Source organism: Pandoraea oxalativorans (assembly GCF_000972785.3).
GTDB classification, from domain to species: domain Bacteria; phylum Pseudomonadota; class Gammaproteobacteria; order Burkholderiales; family Burkholderiaceae; genus Pandoraea; species Pandoraea oxalativorans.
This window is the reverse complement of record NZ_CP011253.3, coordinates 4,227,659-4,246,591: the sequence shown is the minus strand read 5'-3', so window position 1 is coordinate 4,246,591 and position 18,933 is coordinate 4,227,659. Positions and strand designations below refer to the sequence as shown.

Here is an 18,933-nt window from a genome sequence, read left to right as displayed (position 1 = left end):
AGGAGAAGACAGCATGCGCAAACCTCGTCTGGTCGTCATCGGCAACGGCATGACCGGCATCCGTACGCTCGAAGAGCTGCTTGAGATTGCGCCGAACCAATACGACATCACCGTGTTCGGCGCCGAGCCGCATCCGAACTACAACCGCATCCTGCTCTCGCCGGTGCTCGCTGGCGAACAGGCGTTCAAGGACATCGTGCTCAATCCGCTCGACTGGTACGCGCAGAAGGGCATCACGTTGCATTTGGGGCGCGAGGTCACACAGATCGATCGTCGGCGCCGCGTGGTGCGCTGCGCCGACGGCACCGAAGCGCCGTACGACCGTCTGCTGATCGCGACCGGCTCAAGCCCCTTCATTCTGCCGGTGCCGGGCAAGGATCTCGATGGCGTGATCAGCTATCGCGACATTCGCGACACCGAAATCATGATCGAGACGGCCAAAGTGAAGCGTCACGCGGTGGTGATCGGCGGTGGACTGCTCGGACTCGAAGCGGCGAACGGCCTGAAGCTGCGCGGCATGGAGGTCACAGTCGTGCATCTGGCCGACACGCTGCTGGAGCGTCAGCTCGACAGCACGGCAGGCAAGCTGCTGCAACAGTCGCTCGAAGCGCGCGGCCTTGTGTTCCGTCTGTCGCATCAGACGTCGGAGATTCTCGGCGACGAGAACCGCTGCGTGCGCGCGGTGAAGTTCAGCAACGGCGACGAAATTGCGGCGGATCTCGTTGTGATGGCCGCAGGTATCCGCCCGAATACCACGCTGGCCGAAGCGGCCGGGTTGCACTGCGCACGCGGCATCGTAGTCTCGGACACGCTGCAAACCTACGATCCGCGCATCTACGCCGTGGGCGAATGCGTGAGCCATCGCGGTGTGGCGTACGGTCTCGTCGCGCCGTTGTTCGAGCAGGCCAAGGTCTGTGCGAATCACCTGGCGCTCATGGGCATCGGCAGCTATCGCGGCTCGGTCTTGTCCACGAAGCTCAAGGTCACGGGCATCGATCTTTTCTCGGCGGGCGACTTTCTGGGGGGCGAGGGCACAGAGGAAATCGTGCTGTCGGACCCGGCGAGCGGCGTCTACAAGAAGCTCGTGATTCGCGACGACAAGCTCGTCGGTGCCTGCCTGTACGGCGACACGGCCGACGGTGCGTGGTACTTCAAGCTGCTGCGCGAAGGACGTACGTTGGGCGAATTGCGCGAGCGCATCATGTTCGGCGAGTCGAGCGTGGGCGACGTGGGCACGCAAGGGCAGAATCGCGCATCGGCCATGGCCGATACCGATGAGGTCTGCGGCTGCAATGGCGTCTGCAAGGGCACCATCGTCAAGGCCATCACCGAGAAGGGCCTGTTCACGCTCGATGAGGTGAAGAAGCACACCAAGGCGGCCAGTTCCTGCGGATCGTGCGCGGGTCTTTGCGAACAGATTCTGATGAGCACGCTTGGCTCGACCTACGACGCCGCGCCGAAGGAGAAGGCCGTGTGCGGCTGCACCGATCTGTCGCACGCGGATGTGCGTCGCGCAGTGCGCGAGCATCGCCTGACCACGCACCGCGCCGCCTTCGACTTCCTCGAATGGCGCACGCCCAACGGTTGTGCGACGTGCCGTCCGGCGTTGAACTACTACATGCTCAGCACGTGGCCGAAGGAAGCGGTGGACGATCCGCAAAGCCGCTTCGTCAACGAACGCGTGCATGCCAACATCCAGAAGGACAACACGTTCTCTGTCATCCCGCAGATGAAGGGCGGAGTGACGAATGCGAGCGAGCTGCGCCGCATTGCCGACGTGGCGGACAAGTATCAGATTCCGATGGTTAAGGTCACGGGCGGTCAGCGCATCGACTTGCTCGGCGTGAAGAAGGACGATCTGGTGAATGTGTGGCGCGATCTGGGCATGCCGTCGGGCCACGCTTATGGCAAGTCGATCCGCACGGTGAAGACGTGTGTGGGCAGCGAGTTCTGCCGCTTCGGCACCCAGAACAGCACGCAGATGGGCATCGATCTGGAGACGATGCTCGCGAACATGTGGTCGCCCCATAAGGTAAAGCTGGCCGTGTCGGGCTGCCCGCGCAACTGCGCCGAAGCCGGAATCAAGGACGTGGGCGTGATTGCCGTCGACTCGGGCTGGGAGCTGTATGTGGGCGGCAACGGCGGCATCAAGACCGAAGTGGCGCAGTTCCTCGTGAAGGTGAAGACGGCCGAGGAGGTCAAGGAGTACACCGGCGCATTCCTCCAGTTGTATCGCGAAGAAGCTTACTACCTCGACCGCACGGTGCATTACCTCGATCGTGTGGGCCGCGATTACGTGAAGCAGCGCGTGGTGGCGGACGCCGCCAATCGACGGGCACTGTACGAGCGTCTGTTGTTTTCGCTCGACGGACTGCCCGACCCGTGGCAGGCGCGTATCAATGGTGCGCAAGCCAGCGAGTACCGGCCACTCACCCTGCCGACGTCGAGCGCCACGCCTGCCGAAGTCACGTCCGAAACCACGACTGCCTGAGGAGATTTCATGACGACGCCATCCCAACCGATCTGGCTGCATATCTGCGAAGTGAATGCGATCCCGCGTCTGGGCACGCGCGTGCTGACCCACGCGAGCGGCAACATCGCGCTGTTTCGCACCGAGAGCGACAACGTCTTCGCGCTGCGCGACAAGTGTCCGCACAAGGGCGGCGCGTTGTCGCAGGGCATCGTGCACGGCGAGAAGGTGACGTGTCCGCTGCACGCCTGGAACATCGATCTGAAGACGGGCGATGCCTGCGCGCCGGATGTCGGCTGCGCTCAGCGCTTCCCGGTGCGGATCGACGCAGGCGAGGTGTATCTGTCGATTGACGAGACGGTGAGCACTCCCGCGATGGAGACGGTAGCGGCCTGACGTTTGCCGCGTTCTTCATCGTTTTACGCAATATTTTGCGCAATACCCACGACACACACCCACAAGCGCCGGAGTCCTCATGACAACTCTCACGCAAACCACCTGCTGCTACTGCGGCGTCGGTTGCGGCATGCTCGTCGAGAGCGACGGCGAGCGCATCGTCGGCGTGCAGGGCGATCCGAACCATCCGGCGAACTACGGACGGCTGTGCAGCAAGGGCATGACGCTGCCGCTGACAGCGCAATCGCTCACCGGGCGTGTGCTGACGCCCGAGATGCGCGCCACGCGCGATGCCGGGCGTGTCCCCGCAACGTGGGACGCTGCGCTGGAGACGGTGGCGTCGCGCTTTGCCGACGTCATCCGCCGTCACGGGCCGGACTCGGTGGCGTTCTACGTCTCGGGGCAGTTGCTGACCGAGGACTACTACGTCTTCAACAAGCTCGCGAAAGGACTGGTGCGCACCAACAACATCGACACGAACTCGCGACTGTGCATGTCGAGCGCCGTGAGTGCATACAAGATGGCGCTCGGTGCCGACGGCCCGCCCACGTGCTACGACGATCTCGAAGCCGCCCGCACCGTGATCTTCGCGGGCAGCAACATGGCGTATGCGCATCCGGTGCTGTTCCGCCGTCTGGAAGCGGCGAAGGCGCTCGACCCGTCGATTCGCTGGATCGTGGTCGATCCGCGCCGCACCGATACGGCGGCGATGGCGGACTTGCATCTGTCGATCGTGCCGGGCACGGACGTCGCCTTGTTTCACGGCATGCTGCACCACCTCATTTGGGAAGGGCGCATCGACCGTCGTTATATCGATGCGCATACGGAAGGGTTCGACGCCCTCAAGCAAGTGCTGCGTGCTTACCCGCCGCAGCTCGTCGCGGATATCTGCGGCATCGAAGAGTCGGCGTTGCGTCAGGCGGCAGACTGGTTCGGGGACAGCCCGGCGGCGCTTTCGCTGTATTGCATGGGGCTCAACCAGTCGAGCCACGGCACGGAAAAGAACCTCGCGCTCATTCATCTGCATCTGGCAACGGGGCAGATCGGACGCGCCGGCGCCGGGCCGTTCTCGCTGACCGGTCAGCCCAACGCCATGGGCGGCCGAGAAGTCGGCGGACTGGCGACCATGCTCGCCGCGCATCGCGATATCGGTAACGCGGCCCATCGTGCCGAAGTCGAACAGCGCTGGGGCGTGCAGGGGCTCTCCGCCACGCCGGGGCTGCCTGCTGTGGAGATGTTCGACGCCGTGCGCGACGCACGCATCAAGGCAATCTGGATTGTCTGCACGAACCCAGTGCATTCGATGCCGGACAGCGCACGCGTACGCGAAGCGCTGGCGACGGCGGAGTTCGTCGTCGTGCAGGAGGCGTTTCATCAGACGGATACCGTACCGTACGCGGATGTGCTGCTGCCCGCCGCGAGTTGGGGCGAGAAGGCCGGTACCGTAACGAATTCCGAGCGCCGGATTTCCCGAGTGCGTGCGGCCGTCCCGGCACCCGGCGATGCGCGTGCGGACTGGTGGATTGCAAGCGAGGTGGCGCGGCGTCTCGCGCCGAAGCTCGACGCGTCGCCCGAGCCGTTCGTGTTTTCGTCCATCGAGGCGATCTTCAACGAGCATCGCGCGCTCACGCTCGGTCGCGATCTCGATATCGGCGGCATCGACTACGCCTTGCTGGAGCGCGACGGTCCGCAGCAGTGGCCGTATCCGGCGGGCGCAGCGCACGGCGCGGCACGTCGCTATGAAGACGGCGTGTTCGCGACCGGCGACGGCCGTGCACGCTTTCACGCGTTCGAGTATCGCCCGGTGGCCGAGCCCATTAACGCGCGACATCCGCTGCGTCTGATTACGGGACGATTGCGCGATCAGTGGCACGGTATGAGCCGCACGGGACGCGTGTGGCAGTTGTTCGAGCACGCCCCTGAACCGGCACTGACGATGCATCCGGCGGATGCCGCGCGTCGCAGCTTGCGGGCGGGCGAGTTCGTGCGCCTGTCGAGCCGTCGCGGCGAACGGGTGCTGATGCTGGCGTTGAGCGACGACGTGGCGTCGGGCACAGTGTTCGTCCCGATGCACTGGAGCGGTCAGTTTCTCGGTGGCGGCGGCGTGAACGACACCACGATCGGTGCCGTCGACAAATACTCGAAGCAACCGGAATTGAAGCATGCAGCGGTGCGCGTCGAACCCGTGACCCTGCCTTGGCGCGTAGCGGCGGTGCGTCGTGGCGACGCGCTGCAATTGCACGCTGCCGTGCAGCCTTTGCTCGCGCAGCGACGGTTCGCGACTGTGCGTCTTGAGGGCGAAGACCGGCTGGTAGTGACGGCCGCCGATGCCGAGCCGGATGCCGATTGGCTGGAGCGTCTGCATACGGCGCTGGCCCTGCCGCGAGACGAGTCGCTATTGGAGTATCGAGACGCGCGCCGTGCCATGATCAAGCGCGTGGCGTGGCGAGACAAGCTCATCGACGGCGTGCTGGTCGCAGGCAGCGAGGCGGATGTTGGGGGATCGACGACGTTGCTCGCCCGCGTTCGGGAGGCTTCGCCGTGGACCCGCGCGCGTCACGCCGTGTTCGTGGCCGATAGCGGCCCGGCGGCACCGCGCGACCGAACCGTTTGCCAGTGCAAGTCGGTCACGGCGTCCAGCATCGACGCGGCTATTGCCGCTGGCTCGGATGTCGCGCAACTCAAGGCGAAGCTGGGTTGCGGCACGGTCTGCGGATCGTGCGTGCCCGAGTTACAGCGCATGTGCGCCACTGCGGCCTCGGCGTCGATGGCGACGAACGCGGCGTGAGCGCAATGACGAATCGTGGTGGCGCGAAGAGCGCGGGCGGAACGGGCGGGATGGCCCAATTGAGCGACGCGGGCGGCATGGATGGCGAGGGCAATTCGAACGACCTTGGCCTCACCGTGCACAAGGTGCGCAAGGCGCCCACACAAGACATTGAAGGCAACGAGGAACCGAGGGAGAAGGATCATGAAGAACGGCAAAGTCACGCTGCTCAGCGCCGGGCCTGGCGCGCTCGATCTGCTGACGTTGCGCGCGGCGCGCGTGCTCGGCGAGGCCGACGTGTTGCTCGTGGACGATCTGGCCAATCCGGAGATCGCCACGCTCGCACCGCAGGCGCGCGTGATTGCCGTGGGCAAGCGCGGCGGTTGCCGATCGACGCCGCAGGCGTTCATCGAGCGGATGATGTGCCGTTTCGCGAAGCGCGGCGCGCATGTGGTGCGAGTCAAGGGCGGCGACGCGCTGATGTTCGGTCGCGCGGGCGAGGAGATGACGGCGTTGCGGCGTGCGGGCGTGCCGGTCGAGATCGTCAACGGCATTTCGTCCGCGTTCGCGGCGGCGGCCGGTCTCGGCATGTCGCTCACGCACCGCGATCACTGCGCGGGCGTGACCTTTGTCACGGCGCACCGGCAGGACGGCAGTGCCCCCAACTGGGCGGCGCTCGCCGCGACCGGCACCACGCTGGCGATCTACATGGGACTACATCGGGTGGAGGAATTGAGCGCGACGTTGCTGGCGCATCTCGATGCGGACACACCGGCGGGCGCGGTGCAGTGGGCGGGCACACCGCAGGAGCGCCGCATGGTGACGACGCTGGCGCGACTGGCGGCCGACGTGCGCGCGCAAGGCTTCGCCAGTCCGGCCATTCTTCTCGTCGGCGGGGCCGTGGGTGAGGCGTCGATGGCGAGGGGCGGGATGGGCGGGATGGGCGGGATGGGCGGGGTGGGTGTGATCGTTGAGGAAGTCGTCGCACGTGCCGCCTGACGTCCCCATCACCCCGGGCGAGCACGGCATGTTGCGCGTGCTGCTCGTGACCGATACCGACAAGCCGATTGGCGAGTTGCGGGCGGCGCTCGCGCGTCTGGGATGCGAGATGCTGGCCGAGGTCGCCAAGCCGCAGGCGTTGCCGCGCGTGGTGGAAAGCGAGCGGCCGGACGTGGTCATCATCGATACCGAGTCGCCGTCGCGCGATACGCTGGAGCAATTGGCGGTCATGAATGCGGCTGCGCCGCGTCCGGTGCTGATGTTTTCCGCCGACGGCAATCAGTCGCTCATTCGTGCAGCCGTCGACGCCGGTGTTACGGCGTATTCCGTCGAAGGGCTGGCGGCGGACCGTCTCGCGCCGATTCTCGAAGTCGCGCTCGCGCGCTTCGCGCACGAGGAGAAGTTGCGCGCGCGGCTGGCCAAGGCGGAAAGCGAACTGGCCGACCGCAAACTGATCGACCGCGCCAAGCGGCTGCTCATGGACCGGCGACGGATTTCCGAGCAGGAGGCCTACGCCATCCTGCGCAAACGGGCGATGGATCAGGGCGAGAAGCTCGTCGAAGTGGCGCGCCAACTCGTCTCTATTGCCGAATTACTGGGATAGACACTGCACATGTCGACGTCATCATGGTTGGCTTCCGATGGGCCATCGCCGGATCGACAAGATCGAATTTCGGATAATGTGCCGGAGAAGCGTCATTTGCGCGTGGGGTTCGTCGCGCTATCGGATGCCGCGCCGCTGGTCGTGGCGAAGCGCCTGGAACTGGGGCACGAGCATGGACTCACGCTGGAGCTGAGTCGGGAAGCGTCGTGGGCAGCGATCCGCGACAAGCTGCTCACCGGAGAACTGGACGCGGCGCATTCGCTCTACGGGCTGGTCTATGGCGTGCAACTGGGCATTGGCGGGCCGCGCGAGGACATGGCCGTATTGATGGTGCTCAACCGCAACGGCCAGGCGGTGACGGTGACGCCATCGCTGGCCGACGCGCTTGCTGAGACGGGCGATTTACGTGAGGCATTGGCGTCGCTCGGTCGCAAACCGGTGTTTGCGCAGACGTTCCCGACGGGCACGCACGCGATGTTCATGAATTACTGGTTCGCCGCGCAGGGCATCGACCCCTTACGCGACATTGCCAGCATCGTGATCCCGCCCGCGCACATGGTGGCGGCGATGGAAGAGGGCGGGCTGGACGGCTTCTGTTGCGGCGAGCCGTGGCATGCGGTGGCGCAGGCGCGCGGGTTGGGGCGCACCGTCGCGGTGTCGAGCGATATCTGGCCGAATCATCCGGAGAAGGTACTCGCCAGCCGGCGGGACTTCGTCACCCGTTATCCGAAGACGGCGCAAGCGCTGGTGCGCACGCTGCTGAGCGCGTGCCGGTGGCTGGGCATGCCGGGGCATCGGGCGGAAGCGGCGGGCTGGCTGGCCGAACCGGCGTGGGTGGGCGCACCGCGCGATCTGATCGCGGCGCGCTTGCTCGGGGATTTCGGACGGCTGTCCGGGCGGCACGCGTTATTGCCTGTGAGCTTCTTTGACGGCGGCGCGGCGAATTACCCGCATCCGTCGGACGGGATGTGGTTCGTTTCCCAGTACCGCCGTTGGGGGATGGTGGGGGACGATGCGGTCGTTCATGCTGCGCAAATGGCGGCGGAAGTGAATCAGACCGACTTGTTCGCGGCTGCGGCGAGCGCGGAGGCGGTGCCGGTGGTGTCGGCAGCAACGGGCGAAGTGCTGTGCGACGGTCGTCGGTGGGATGCTGCGAGTGCTGTCGACCTGACGGCTTACATCGACGGATTCGCCATTCGGTCGCGGTGAGTGGCCGTCTTACTGTGCGAAAACGTCGCAATCGACGCCGCCACGGGCAAGACAGGCGCGCACAGCGCGCTCGCGGTCACGGTGGTGCATGTTCAGGTGATAGACGAGCGCGAGCAGGACGACTTGTCGCGACACGTTGGCGAATACGGGTTCGAGTCCGGCTGCACGGGCCAGTTCACGGCGCAGGACCGGGTGCAGGCAGGCGAGGGCGAGGATCGCGAAAGATCCGGGGACTGCGAGAAACGCCGCTAAAGCAATCTTCTTTTTCATGGCCGTCGTGTGTGGTGAGGGCGTTGTGAGGACGCACCTGCTGGAGACGGTTGGGTTCTTAACGGAAACCGGCGCACCGATGTGCGCCGGTTTTTCCATTTTGGCGGGCGTCTCCTCCCGTCTCACTGCATCACAGTCACTGCATCACAGCATGTGTGTCAGTGTAGGGAGCCGCCTCATTTCGATAAACGCGCGAAAATGAAAGCCTCTCTTGCGTAAAGTGAGGGGAATCGTGTCAAGGAGGGAGTCGTATGTCGACGGTGCTTGAAGGACGCTGCTTATGCGGTGCCATCCGCTTCGAGATTCGTGCGCCGATGGTCAAATTCAGTCATTGCCATTGCTCGCAATGCCGCAAGGGGCACGGCGCGGCATTTGCCAGCTATGGACGAACGCGCCGTAAAGACCTTTACATCCTGTCGGGTAAAGAGCGCATCAAAGCGTATGCGTCGTCCGAATCGGTCCGCCGGGAGTTTTGCGCAGACTGCGGGACGTCTCTGTTCTGGTCGGGCAACAGCCCGGAAATGGCCGATTGGATCTCGGTGGCGTTAGGGACGATCGACACCCCTTTCGCCGCTCCGGGAGTTCGATGACGATGCTCTCGCTCCGGAATTGACGGTAATCGCGGGGGCTAACCCTCATTTGGGACATAGCTCATTGCCGACACCATCTGCCCAAGGTATCAATACGCTCCCCACGCAATCAACGCGTTTTCATGTGGAGAGATAAAGCATGGCAATACCTGCGCACCTATGGCTCGAAGATGACGGTGGAACCGCCATCAAGGGCTCCTCGAGAGTGACCAAGCGAGAGGGCAGCATCGAGATCATCGGCTTTAGTCACGGAGTGAATCTTCCCGTGGACGAACATAGCGGCCAGATTACCGGCACGCGCACGCATTCATCAATGATGGTGGAAAAGGAGTTCGACGCTTCGAGTCCTTACCTGTACAAGGCGGTATCGACTGGGCAGACGCTGTCGTCGGCATCGCTGGTTTGGTATCGCATCAACGACGCGGGCGCAGAAGAATGAATCGCCCCGGCTTTCGAGGAGGCCGGTTGGTTTAAGTTAACGCAGGCGCTTCAGCAGTATTTCTGAGTTGCCTGTAGTAGTTTGCCTCAGCCTCGGCTGGCGGGATATAGCCCAGCGGTTCCATCAGCCGATGATGGTTGTACCAGGCTACCCATTCCAGGGTGGCGAGCTCGACGGATTCCTTCGTTTTCCAAGGCGCTCGCCGGTGAATCAGTTCCGTTTTGTATAGACCGTTGATCGTTTCCGCCAGGGCGTTGTCATAGCTGTCGCCGCGGCTGCCGACCGATGGCTCAATGCCCGCTTGGGCAAGTCGCTCGGTGTACGAGCTATTGTCGAATCTGGTGTACGGGGTGCTTTGGGAAATATGAGAAGGCGGTGGCGGTTTAGCTGAGAATGTTGCTTGTCGAAGGCACACCGAGCAAAGCCGGCGCGAGCCGGCCCCGACCACCATGAAGAAGATTACGAAAGAAACGAACGGCAGTAAAGCACAAACGAAGAGCGCGCTCGATGAACTGATCCAGCAAGGCGCGCGGCAGATCATCGAGCAGGCAGTCGAAGCGGAACTGGCGAGCATGCTTGAACAGTACAGCAACGTGAGGTCGATCGACGGTCGGCGTGCCGTGGTGCGCAACGGCTACCTACCAGAGCGCGAAGTCGTCACGGCCATCGGTCCGGTGCCGGTTCGGGTACCGAAGGTGCGTGATCGCTCGGGTTCGGGCATCCGCTTCAATTCGGCGGTCGTGCCGCCGTACGTTCGCAAATCCGCACGCGTGTCGGCCGCACTACCGTGGCTGTACCTGCGAGGCATCTCGACGGGCGACATGAGCGAAGCCATGGGCATCATGCTGGGCGGCCAGGTCAGCGGCCTGTCGCCAAATGTGGTGAGTCGTCTGAAGGCGCAATGGGCCGATGAGCATGCTCAGTGGAATCAGCGTGAGTTGTCGTTGGCGCGCTGGGTGTACTGGTGGGCTGACGGCATTCACACCGGCGTGCGCAGCGACGATTCCGACGGCCAGTGCCTGTTGGTGATCATTGGTGTCAAACCGGACGGAACGAAAGAGCGTGTGGCGATCAGTGACGGGTATCGGGAATCGAAGGCGTCGTGGGCCGAACTGCTGCTCGATCTGAAAAAGCGCGGTCTGCAGTCAGGGCCGCTGCTGGCTTGCGGAGATGGTGCGATGGGATTCTGGGCAGCGATGGAAGAAGTGTTCCCGCAGACCAAGCATCAGCGCTGCTGGTTCCACAAGATGGGCAACGTGCTCAACGCGCTGCCGAAATCGCAGCAGGCCCGCGCCAAAAAGGCGATGCAGGACATTTGGATGGCCGCCACGCGTGCCGAAGCGCTGGTTGCCTTCGATCACTTCGTTGATACCCACTCGGCAAAGTATCCGAAGGTGGTCGAAAAGCTGACGCAAGATCGCGACGAGCTGCTGGCATTTTACGATTTCCCGGCCGAACACTGGCAGCATCTGCGCACGACGAATCCGATTGAATCGACCTTCGCGACGGTGCGTCACCGCACCAAGCGCACGCGCAACTGCGTCTCGCGCGCGACGTTCCTCGGCCTGGCATTCAAGCTGATCGAGTCGGCCGAAGACTCGTGGCGGCGCATCCGCGCCCCCGAAAAGATCGCGACGATGCTTGACGGGATGACGTTCAAGGATGGAGAGCCGGTGACCGACAGCACACCGGCTCAGCAGCCCCTGGCCGCCTAATCTTGCTCACGCCCCGTACACCAGATTTGACTTTAACTCTCGGTGTACCGAATGGAAACATATTGCGATCCCCTGACGCCCTTCTAAAGGTCAAGAGGTAAATTGGGTCTGCGCGATCTGGCGGTAACGTTGCCGGATGGCGTAGAAGACCTCTCGTGCGATATAGCGCTTGAGGCATCGAATCGCTTCAAGCTTTGAGTGGCCCTCGCTGACGCGTTTGGCGACATAGGCTTTTGTGCGATCGTCGGTTCGCAATCGACCGATGGCGATAATGTGCAGGGCGCTGTTGGCCGCGCGATCTCCACCGCGATTCAGTCGATGTCGTGTCACCTTGCCAGAAGACGCCGGGACGGGACTCACTCCACAGAGGGCGGCGAAGCTGGCCTCTGACTGAAGCCGGTCGCTGTTGTCGCCAGCGGTCAGTAGCAGTTGCGAAGCGGACTCATAGCCAATTGAATACCGGGAGACCAGATCGGGGGCGAGTTCATCGACCAGAGCCGCGATCATGACATCGAGGTCGGCGATCTCGTCGTGCAACTCGAGATACCGACGCCCCAGTGATTTTAATGCAATCCGGTTGGCAGAGATCAGGCTCCGATAGTCAGACAGATCGGGACGCCACGCGGCCAATGTTCGAATAAGCTGCATCCGTGTCATCTTGCGCAGCGATTCGCGTAACTCGTCAGGCGCGCTGATGATGGTACTGTGAATTAGTTGCAATGCAACGCGCCTCGCGGAGATGGCGGTCTTCCGGCAGACTTTCAGAACGCGCAGCGATTCAATCATGCCGTCGCGTGTCTTGGGCGTGACTGTACGCACACCAGCAAAGGCAGCATGCGCCGCGTTGCAAGCGTCCAGCGTGTCGTCCTTGCCGCGTTTGCGCCGGTCGCTCCTGTCGGGTGCCGTGACCTCAAGCACCGTTACGTGGGCCAGTTGAAGGTAGCGAAGCAAGCCCGCTCCGTAGGAGCCGGTGCATTCGACGCCAACCCGGGCAAGCTCTCCGAATGAGCGCATCCAGAGCAGCATCTGTTTGTAGCCATGCCGCGTGGTAGGGAAGCATTCACTGCCGAGCAGACGATCGTGTTCGTCAACGACAGCTGCAACATGCACGTCCTTATGGGTATCCACGCCGCCCACAACGTTGCGATATCCAGAAATAGCCGGTTCTTCTTTCATGAGCCTTGCTCCGGTTGCCGATGAGATTGAGGCGATTTCACCGGCATCGAGTACCTGGACAAGACAGTAAAGCGACAGAGCGTCAGGCCCTTCTTGAGTCACACGTATCGACGAGGCGAAACCTCGCCGCTCGGCGGTTCCGGACGATCGACAGGTCAGGGGAAAGACACTACGTCGATCGGAATGTGGGTCAGGTCGCCCGGAACGCTTTACGGCACCAAAAGTCGCCGGACAGCCCTCATTGAAAGCCGCGAGAAGCCCGGAAACATCTGATACCCGTATTCTTACTGTCGGAGTGATGGATCAGCGTCCCGTCGTCGCCCGGTTGGCGGGCATACAGCGCTTGTTCAAGCGCATCGAGTACGAAGTCGGTGCGCATGGTACGACTCACCCGCCAGCCAACGATGCGTCGTGCAAACACGTCGATGACGAACGCCACGTACAGCCAGCCCTGCCACGTCGAAACGTAGGTGAAATCGGAAACCCAGAGCTGATTCGGCCGGTCGGCTTTGAATTGGCGATTGACCCGGTCCAGCGGGCGAGGTGCCGAGACATCGGGAATCGTTGTGCGAACCCGTTTGCCGCGCACCGCGCCTTGCAATCCCAGCCGCTGCATCAGTCGCTCGACCGTGCAGCGGGCCACCCGAATTTGCTCCCGGTTCATCTGCCTCCAGACCTTGTCTGCGCCGTAGACCCGCATGTTGGCGTGCCAGACACGCTGGATTTCCGGGCACAGCACGTCGTCACGCTTGACTCGGGCGCAGCGCTTGGATGGATCGCGAAGCTGGGCAGCATGGCGCCAGTAACCCGACGGGGCAATCCGCAAAACCTTGCAGATCGACTCGACCCCGAAGGTGTCGCGATGCTGATCGATGAAGGCTTTCAGGACTTGATACGGCGGTCGAGCTCCGCCTGGGCGAAAAACGCGCTGGCCAGTTTGAGAATCTCGTTGGTCTTGCGCAATTCCTTGTTCTCGCGCTCCAGCGCCTTCAGGCGATCACGCTCGCTCGCGCTCAGGCCGGCACGTTCGCCGTTATCGATCTCGTCGCGCTTGACCCAATCGTTCAGCGTTTGCGGCGTGCAGCCGATCATCGGCGCAATCGACTCGACCGCCGCCCACAGCGACGGATGCTCGCTACGCTGCTCGCGCACCAGGCGCACTGCGCGCTCCCGGACTTCCGGGGAAAACTTGCTCGATCTCTTGTTCATGGCTCCATTCTCTCAAGAGTTGGAGCCTTGTATCTTCGTCTTCGTGATGGTTAGCTACCCCCCGGCGTCATACTAGTTGTCGCCTCTGAACTTCCTTATTAAGTAGCGTCAGAGGTGTAAGTTGAAAGTGAAACAAACGTATTCTGTCGAGTTCAAGGAGCAAGCGCTGTCGAAGGTCCTGCGGCGTGGGAGCCGCACGGTTGGCGCGGTGGCCGACGAATTGAACGTGAACGTACTGACATTGAGGAAATGGATGAGAGGCGCCGCTGCCGCGAATCGGAGCTCGGGCTCTGCACACGCAAAACGACCGGAAGATTGGTCGCTGGAGGAACGGCTAATGGCCTTGCAGGAGAGCCATGGTCTGGTCGACGAAGCCTTGCATGGCTGGTGCCGGGAGCGCGGCTTGTTTGCGCATCATCTCGCGCAGTGGCGAGCGCAGTTCTGTGCCGCGGGCAGAAACGGTGATAGCCGGCGCGAAAGCGCCCAAGAGGTGCGGGTTCTGAAGCAGGCCAATGTTGAACTGCAGCGCGAGTTGAAGCGCAAGGAGAAGGCGCTGGCTGAGGCTGCGGCGCTACTGGTGCTGCAAAAAAAGTACCGTGCGCTGCTCGGGGACGAGGCCGAATGACGTCGTCTGAGCAGCGCAAAGTATTGATTGGTCTGATCACCGAGGCGACTCGGGCCGGGGCTCGCCAAGCACGCGCGTGCGTCATTCTGGGGCTCAGTGCCCGCACCGTTCAGCGCTGGCAGCGCGGCGAACCTGACGCAGTGGACCGGCGCACATTACGACACCACGAGCCGCGCCATAAGCTTAGCGCCGAGGAGCGCGCCGAGCTTCTGGCGGTGGCGAACTCGGCCGAATTGGGTCATCTGCCGCCCAGCCAGATCGTGCCGCGCTTGGCAGATCAGCAACGCTATATTGCCTCGGAATCGACTTTCTACCGGGTCCTGAAGGCCGAGAAGCAACTCGCCCACCGGCGCAGCGAACGGCCGGCCCAGGCCCATAGCAAGCCCCGTGCGGTGTGCGCGCGTGCGCCGAACCAGTTGTACAGCTGGGACATCACCTATCTGCCGAGCACGGTTCGCGGGCAGTATTTTTATCTGTACCTGTTTCTGGACGTGTTCAGCCGAAAGATCGTTGGTTGGCAGGTCTATGCGCAGGAAAGCAGCGCACTGGCCAGTGAAGTGCTCAAGGACCTGTGTGCGCGCGAAGCGATACCACCCGACCAGGTGATTCTGCATTCGGATAACGGCGGCCCGATGAAAGGTGCGACGATGCTCGCCACCCTCCAGACGCTGGGCGTCATGCACTCGCTCAGCCGCCCGGGCGTGAGCAACGACAACCCTTATTCTGAATCGTTGTTCAAGACCCTAAAGTACCGGCCGACTTACCCGCTGAGGGCATTTGACACCCTGCTCGCCGCACGCACCTGGGTGGGCGCGCTGGTGCGCTGGTATAACGAAGAGCACCGTCACAGCGCGATCCGGTTCGTGACGCCGGCGCAGCGCCATGCCAATCTCGACCAGACCATTTTGGATCGACGAGCAGCGCTTTATGAGGCCGCCCGGCAACGCCACCCGCTGCGCTGGAAAGGCCGCACGCGCAACTGGCAGCGCGTCGATGCTGTGCACCTGAACCCGGATCGCATCGACCACCAGGACGTCGCCGCACAGCGCCGTAGTCAGGAGAGAAAGGCCGCCTGAAATTTATTCGTGGAGGCGACAACTAGCTTGAAAATTTCCGCTACCGTCACATGAGGTGAAGTGAGCATGTTTGGAGCCTGAAGGCTTGGACCTTGCTGTGGAGATAATGCCCTTCGCCTCGCCCTCACCAGCACAGACACTGAACGGTAGCCAAGGGCGTGGACCCTGTATGTACAAGGCAAGTGGGTGAGTTGGTATTGATTCCTCGATTAAGGATCAAATTGATGTTCTACCTCGGTATTGATGTTGCCAAAGCCAAGCTGGATTGCTGCCTGCTGGACATGACAAACGGCAAGCATAGTACGAAGGTTGTTGCCAATAGCCGCGCCGGCCTAACCGATCTGTTGGGCTGGTTGGGCAAGAGACACACCGAGCCGAGCCACGTACATGTCGCGCTCGAAGGTACCGGCGTCTATCACGAGATGGCCGCGTGTGGCCTGCACGATGCCGGGCTCTCCGTGTCTGTCGTTAATCCTGCGCAGGTGCGTGCTTTTGCGACGGGAATGGGCGTGCGCACGAAGAACGACATGGTAGACAGCCACGTGTTAGCGCGCTTTGCGATGCACGCACAGCCAATGCGCTGGAGTCCTCCAGCGCCCGAGGCTCGCATACTTCAAGCACTGATGGCGCGCCGTGAAGCGCTTGCACAAGATCTTCAGCGTGAGCGCAACCGGCATGAGAAAGCGGAAATCACGGCTCCAACGGCGCTAGTCCTGCATTCGATTCTCGAGACGATCGAGTTTTTGGAGCGCCATTTAGCCAGCCTGCAACGCGAGATCGATGATCACATTGCTGCCCATCCGGGCCTTAAAGCAAACTTGATGCTGCTGCAAAGTATCCCGGCAGTTGGCCCTCAGGTAGGCCGCACGCTGCTTGCCATCATGCACGCGCGCCACTTCGATTCTGCAGAACAACTTGCGGCGTATCTCGGCCTGGTGCCGGTGCAGAGGCAGTCGGGATCGTCGATCCAGGGCCCTTCACGTTTATCGAAGGCCGGGCCGCCCAAGGTACGGGCAACTCTCTACATGGCGGCCGTCGTCGCTAAACGCTATAACCCCCACATCAAGGCATTGTGTGAACGCTTGGCAGCGCGTGGCAAATCCACCATGTCTATACTCGGCGCTGCAATGCGTAAGCTTGTGCATCTGTGTTTCGGCGTTCTGAAGACACGACAGCCTTATCGGGCGAACTACGTCGCAATCGCTTGACGGGCAAGACGGTATCTCCACAAAATCCGGGGCGGTTCAGAACCATATTTCACGATGAGCATGGAAGGCGTCAAAGTCACCGGTGTGAATCCGGGAATGGGAAATACCAAACTCGCGGGCCTGTCCCAACTCAATCACTCGGAGTCAGTTTCGCTGATGTACGAGCGCATCACGTGGAAATACATCGACGGCAATATCGAATTCTCGGACGCGTGGAACGAGCGGTGAGCACGACGAACGACTGTTACCTCCCAGTTGCCCTCTGAGGACGTCCATGCCACTGCAAGGAAAATTCGTTGTTAGCGGTCAAGACCTATCTCCATTGGTGATCTCGGGTGTAGGCACGTTCCCGGCATTTTCAGGGGATGGAAGTTATCGAAATCAAGGCGGCTGTACGGCTCGCCCCAATCAAGGTCCGATCCCCGCAGGGAGATACTGGATCGTGGATCGACCTAAAGGAGGCGTTCGGACACTGCTTATGAACACCGCCGTTGAAGTTAGGTTTGGTTTTACACGAAGCCCCGTAGACTACTCCGAGTGGTTTGCGTTGTATCGCGACGACGGGATGATCGACGACTACACCTGGACGGAAGGTGTCAAACGGGGGAACTTCAGACTACATCCTGCTGGCGGACGTGGCATCTCTCTCGGCTGCATCACGCTGCAAAGCCGCGCCGATTATGCGGCGCTTCGTCGCGCAATTCTGAAAACACCGACCGTCCATCTCCGTGACACCGGTTTATCAACGTACGGATGGATTGACGTCACGACATATGGAAACGCTTGTTCGCAAGAGTCTTAAGACGCTTATCTTCATCATCATCTTTTTCTATGTGGCGAGCCAGATCAGCACGCCCTTGCCAATGCCAGCCGAGCATTCGCGGATACTCGCGAGTATCGGGGATTGGCTGGGTGTCAGTGACTTGGATTTTCTGTATGTCTCGTTGCTATTCACTGCCGATCTCGTCGTGACGATCCTTGCCTACCAGGGGGTGATCAGATTACTGGCCTGGGGAGCGAGAAAAGTTCACTTGGGAGGTGATGAAGTTGGCTAATACTGCTCCCCATTAGAGTGGCTCGATCCGCCCGTTTGTACAGAGAACCGAAGCCCGTGGAATGGATGGCCAACGGGCAGTTCTTTATTTACACCTTCTTCACGAACTCCGTTTTCAGGCTCATTGCGCCGAAGCCGTCGATCTTGCAATCGATGTCGTGATCGCCGTCGACCAGGCGGATGTTCTTCACTTTGGTGCCGATCTTGATCGTGCCGCCGCCGCCTTTGAGCTTCAGGTCCTTGATGACCGTGACGGTATCGCCGTTTTGCAGAATCGCGCCGGTGGCGTCGCGATAGACGCGCTCGGTCGGCTCTGCCGCAGCTTCGGCCTGCGCCGACCATTCGTGACCGCATTCCGGGCAGATGCACATTCCGCCGTCTTCATACGTGAATTCGGAGTTGCATTTGGGGCACGGGGACAGAGCGCTCATTTGATATTTCCCTGAAAGAATGCGAAGGCAATACGAGCGCGAGAGTATAACGGTGTCGGCCGGAATTCCCCTTGCGCTGGCTCAAGCATAGGGGGCGGAATGCACACGGGCATTGAAATCCCTAATGGCTCCCGGGCGTCACACCGGCGATACTGGTTTGGCCGATAATGGGCGCCACGCCCGCCATTCCCTGTCGTACCCCCCCTTAACCGCGCTGTCCCCGTCATGGCCGCCGAGATTCAGATTCCCATTCGTACGGAGTGCCCGCCCGGTGCCTGCACCTGCGAGCGGGAAATGCTGTTGCAGGATGCCCAAGGCGACCGGCGCATTCTCATGCTGACGCAAGCCGAGGAAAAACGGCTGATCGCGCGAATCGAGGCGATTTCCAGTTATGGCGACCTGAATCGCATGATCGGATTGATGCACGCCCAACTCGGCATCCGATTGCGCATTACGCCAAGCCCGAACGAAGTCAAAACGCTGCGCGGCATCATCATTCAATTGGACGCGCAACCCGGCTTGTGCCGGAAAACCCGCTCCAACATTCCCGCCGCCATCCGACGTTGCCTCGATGCGCGCCCCGAGATCGCTTATGCGATTCTCGATTCGCATGATTTGTTGGGTGGCGGGCACTGAATCCGCCATTCGTGCCGTCCGCCTCGCGTGATGGTGATCCCCGCTCCCATGAAAAAAAG

The 18,933-nt window shown here is 62.0% G+C and carries 18 protein-coding genes, 2 pseudogenes and 1 other annotated feature; of the genes and pseudogenes, 15 read left to right on the top strand and 5 right to left on the bottom strand.

Annotated elements, in window-relative coordinates; genetic code table 11:
* Window positions 1-13: 13 nt before the first annotated feature.
* The 6 genes from nirB to MB84_RS18675 all read left to right on the top strand — a co-directional run bounded on the left by nirB (window position 14) and on the right by MB84_RS18675 (window position 8,445).
* Window positions 14-2,491, top strand: coding sequence for a nitrite reductase large subunit NirB (gene nirB, locus MB84_RS18700; RefSeq protein WP_046292840.1), 2,478 nt, complete (start codon window positions 14-16; stop codon window positions 2,489-2,491).
* A gap of 9 nt (window positions 2,492-2,500) precedes the next feature.
* Window positions 2,501-2,866: a nitrite reductase small subunit NirD gene (nirD, locus tag MB84_RS18695; protein ID WP_046292839.1), complete on the top strand. Its 366-nt coding sequence runs from the start codon at window positions 2,501-2,503 to the stop codon at window positions 2,864-2,866.
* A 79-nt stretch (window positions 2,867-2,945) separates the two neighbouring features.
* A complete protein-coding gene (locus tag MB84_RS18690) occupies window positions 2,946-5,654 on the top strand; it encodes a nitrate reductase (RefSeq protein ID WP_046292838.1) in 2,709 nt (902 codons plus the stop codon).
* 183 nt (window positions 5,655-5,837) lie between these two features.
* A complete protein-coding gene (gene cobA, locus MB84_RS18685) occupies window positions 5,838-6,632 on the top strand; it encodes a uroporphyrinogen-III C-methyltransferase (protein WP_245725412.1) in 795 nt (264 codons plus the stop codon).
* Between the two features lie 28 nt (window positions 6,633-6,660).
* The gene (locus tag MB84_RS18680) at window positions 6,661-7,236 is read left to right on the top strand and encodes an ANTAR domain-containing response regulator (RefSeq protein ID WP_039404017.1); all 576 of its coding nucleotides are present in this window, start codon (window positions 6,661-6,663) and stop codon (window positions 7,234-7,236) included.
* 9 nt (window positions 7,237-7,245) lie between these two features.
* On the top strand, window positions 7,246-8,445 hold the full coding sequence (locus tag MB84_RS18675) for a CmpA/NrtA family ABC transporter substrate-binding protein (protein WP_046292837.1): 1,200 nt from the start codon (window positions 7,246-7,248) through the stop codon (window positions 8,443-8,445).
* A gap of 9 nt (window positions 8,446-8,454) precedes the next feature.
* On the opposite strand, the gene MB84_RS30015 is transcribed toward MB84_RS18675, so the two are convergent.
* Complete coding sequence (locus tag MB84_RS30015) at window positions 8,455-8,715, bottom strand: hypothetical protein (protein ID WP_157122788.1); 261 nt, start codon at window positions 8,713-8,715, stop codon at window positions 8,455-8,457.
* A gap of 251 nt (window positions 8,716-8,966) precedes the next feature.
* Between MB84_RS30015 and MB84_RS18665 the strand changes: the two genes are divergently transcribed.
* Entirely contained in the window at window positions 8,967-9,305 is a 339-nt protein-coding gene (locus MB84_RS18665) for a GFA family protein (protein WP_065225803.1), read from the top strand.
* A gap of 139 nt (window positions 9,306-9,444) precedes the next feature.
* Window positions 9,445-9,744, top strand: a complete 300-nt coding sequence (locus MB84_RS18660) for an Hcp family type VI secretion system effector (protein ID WP_046293988.1) — start codon at window positions 9,445-9,447, stop codon at window positions 9,742-9,744.
* Window positions 9,745-9,775: 31 nt separating this feature from the next.
* On the opposite strand, the pseudogene MB84_RS30010 reads toward MB84_RS18660, so the two are convergent.
* Window positions 9,776-10,066, bottom strand: a pseudogene (locus tag MB84_RS30010) (integrase core domain-containing protein); the annotation flags it as partial.
* Window positions 10,067-10,193: 127 nt separating this feature from the next.
* Here MB84_RS30010 and MB84_RS18655 point away from each other — a divergent pair.
* The gene (locus MB84_RS18655; RefSeq protein ID WP_046291943.1) at window positions 10,194-11,459 is read left to right on the top strand and encodes an IS256 family transposase; all 1,266 of its coding nucleotides are present in this window, start codon (window positions 10,194-10,196) and stop codon (window positions 11,457-11,459) included.
* A 90-nt stretch (window positions 11,460-11,549) separates the two neighbouring features.
* On the opposite strand, the gene MB84_RS18650 is transcribed toward MB84_RS18655, so the two are convergent.
* Both MB84_RS18650 and MB84_RS29115 read right to left on the bottom strand, forming a co-directional pair.
* Window positions 11,550-12,635 carry an IS110 family RNA-guided transposase gene (locus tag MB84_RS18650; RefSeq protein ID WP_046289963.1) on the bottom strand — a complete coding sequence of 362 codons (1,086 nt, stop codon included), beginning with the start codon at window positions 12,633-12,635 and terminating at the stop codon, window positions 11,550-11,552.
* A 289-nt stretch (window positions 12,636-12,924) separates the two neighbouring features.
* Window positions 12,925-13,844: pseudogene (locus MB84_RS29115) on the bottom strand (IS3 family transposase); the annotation flags it as partial.
* Window positions 13,447-13,563, bottom strand: a sequence feature (AL1L pseudoknot). It overlaps the preceding pseudogene by 117 nt.
* Before the next feature lie 127 nt (window positions 13,845-13,971).
* Here MB84_RS29115 and MB84_RS18630 point away from each other — a divergent pair.
* From MB84_RS18630 to MB84_RS18620, 5 genes are all read left to right on the top strand, one after another.
* A protein-coding gene (locus MB84_RS18630) for an IS3 family transposase (RefSeq protein WP_425415910.1) occupies window positions 13,972-15,545 on the top strand; the annotation gives its coding sequence in 2 pieces (ribosomal slippage) (window positions 13,972-14,437 and window positions 14,437-15,545; 1,575 coding nt in all).
* A gap of 224 nt (window positions 15,546-15,769) precedes the next feature.
* Window positions 15,770-16,753 (top strand): IS110 family transposase, encoded by a 984-nt coding sequence (locus MB84_RS18625; RefSeq protein ID WP_046289961.1) that lies wholly within the window; start codon window positions 15,770-15,772, stop codon window positions 16,751-16,753.
* A gap of 60 nt (window positions 16,754-16,813) precedes the next feature.
* Window positions 16,814-16,981: an Hcp family type VI secretion system effector gene (locus MB84_RS29110; protein WP_245725411.1), complete on the top strand. Its 168-nt coding sequence runs from the start codon at window positions 16,814-16,816 to the stop codon at window positions 16,979-16,981.
* 46 nt (window positions 16,982-17,027) lie between these two features.
* Window positions 17,028-17,555: a DUF2778 domain-containing protein gene (locus MB84_RS29105; protein WP_084009864.1), complete on the top strand. Its 528-nt coding sequence runs from the start codon at window positions 17,028-17,030 to the stop codon at window positions 17,553-17,555.
* Complete coding sequence (locus MB84_RS18620; RefSeq protein ID WP_046292835.1) at window positions 17,527-17,808, top strand: hypothetical protein; 282 nt, start codon at window positions 17,527-17,529, stop codon at window positions 17,806-17,808. The genes MB84_RS29105 and MB84_RS18620 overlap by 29 nt, the downstream gene beginning before the upstream one ends.
* Before the next feature lie 88 nt (window positions 17,809-17,896).
* Here the strand turns inward: MB84_RS18620 and MB84_RS18615 are convergent, their stop codons facing one another.
* Window positions 17,897-18,238, bottom strand: a complete 342-nt coding sequence (locus MB84_RS18615) for a zinc ribbon domain-containing protein YjdM (protein WP_046292834.1) — start codon at window positions 18,236-18,238, stop codon at window positions 17,897-17,899.
* A gap of 225 nt (window positions 18,239-18,463) precedes the next feature.
* Here MB84_RS18615 and MB84_RS18610 point away from each other — a divergent pair, with 225 nt between their 5' ends.
* Complete coding sequence (locus MB84_RS18610; RefSeq protein WP_046292833.1) at window positions 18,464-18,874, top strand: hypothetical protein; 411 nt, start codon at window positions 18,464-18,466, stop codon at window positions 18,872-18,874.
* The last annotated feature ends 59 nt before the right edge of the window (window positions 18,875-18,933 follow it).

Coding starts and splice junctions, on each gene's coding strand:
- nirB (WP_046292840.1), top strand. CDS start 14: ATGCGCAAACCTCGTCTGGTCGTCATCGGCAACGGCATGACCGGCATC.
- nirD (WP_046292839.1), top strand. CDS start 2,501: ATGACGACGCCATCCCAACCGATCTGGCTGCATATCTGCGAAGTGAAT.
- MB84_RS18690 (WP_046292838.1), top strand. CDS start 2,946: ATGACAACTCTCACGCAAACCACCTGCTGCTACTGCGGCGTCGGTTGC.
- cobA (WP_245725412.1), top strand. CDS start 5,838: ATGAAGAACGGCAAAGTCACGCTGCTCAGCGCCGGGCCTGGCGCGCTC.
- MB84_RS18680 (WP_039404017.1), top strand. CDS start 6,661: ATGTTGCGCGTGCTGCTCGTGACCGATACCGACAAGCCGATTGGCGAG.
- MB84_RS18675 (WP_046292837.1), top strand. CDS start 7,246: ATGTCGACGTCATCATGGTTGGCTTCCGATGGGCCATCGCCGGATCGA.
- MB84_RS30015 (WP_157122788.1), bottom strand. CDS start 8,715: ATGAAAAAGAAGATTGCTTTAGCGGCGTTTCTCGCAGTCCCCGGATCT.
- MB84_RS18665 (WP_065225803.1), top strand. CDS start 8,967: ATGTCGACGGTGCTTGAAGGACGCTGCTTATGCGGTGCCATCCGCTTC.
- MB84_RS18660 (WP_046293988.1), top strand. CDS start 9,445: ATGGCAATACCTGCGCACCTATGGCTCGAAGATGACGGTGGAACCGCC.
- MB84_RS18655 (WP_046291943.1), top strand. CDS start 10,194: ATGAAGAAGATTACGAAAGAAACGAACGGCAGTAAAGCACAAACGAAG.
- MB84_RS18650 (WP_046289963.1), bottom strand. CDS start 12,635: ATGAAAGAAGAACCGGCTATTTCTGGATATCGCAACGTTGTGGGCGGC.
- MB84_RS18625 (WP_046289961.1), top strand. CDS start 15,770: ATGTTCTACCTCGGTATTGATGTTGCCAAAGCCAAGCTGGATTGCTGC.
- MB84_RS29110 (WP_245725411.1), top strand. CDS start 16,814: ATGGAAGGCGTCAAAGTCACCGGTGTGAATCCGGGAATGGGAAATACC.
- MB84_RS29105 (WP_084009864.1), top strand. CDS start 17,028: ATGCCACTGCAAGGAAAATTCGTTGTTAGCGGTCAAGACCTATCTCCA.
- MB84_RS18620 (WP_046292835.1), top strand. CDS start 17,527: ATGGAAACGCTTGTTCGCAAGAGTCTTAAGACGCTTATCTTCATCATC.
- MB84_RS18615 (WP_046292834.1), bottom strand. CDS start 18,238: ATGAGCGCTCTGTCCCCGTGCCCCAAATGCAACTCCGAATTCACGTAT.
- MB84_RS18610 (WP_046292833.1), top strand. CDS start 18,464: ATGGCCGCCGAGATTCAGATTCCCATTCGTACGGAGTGCCCGCCCGGT.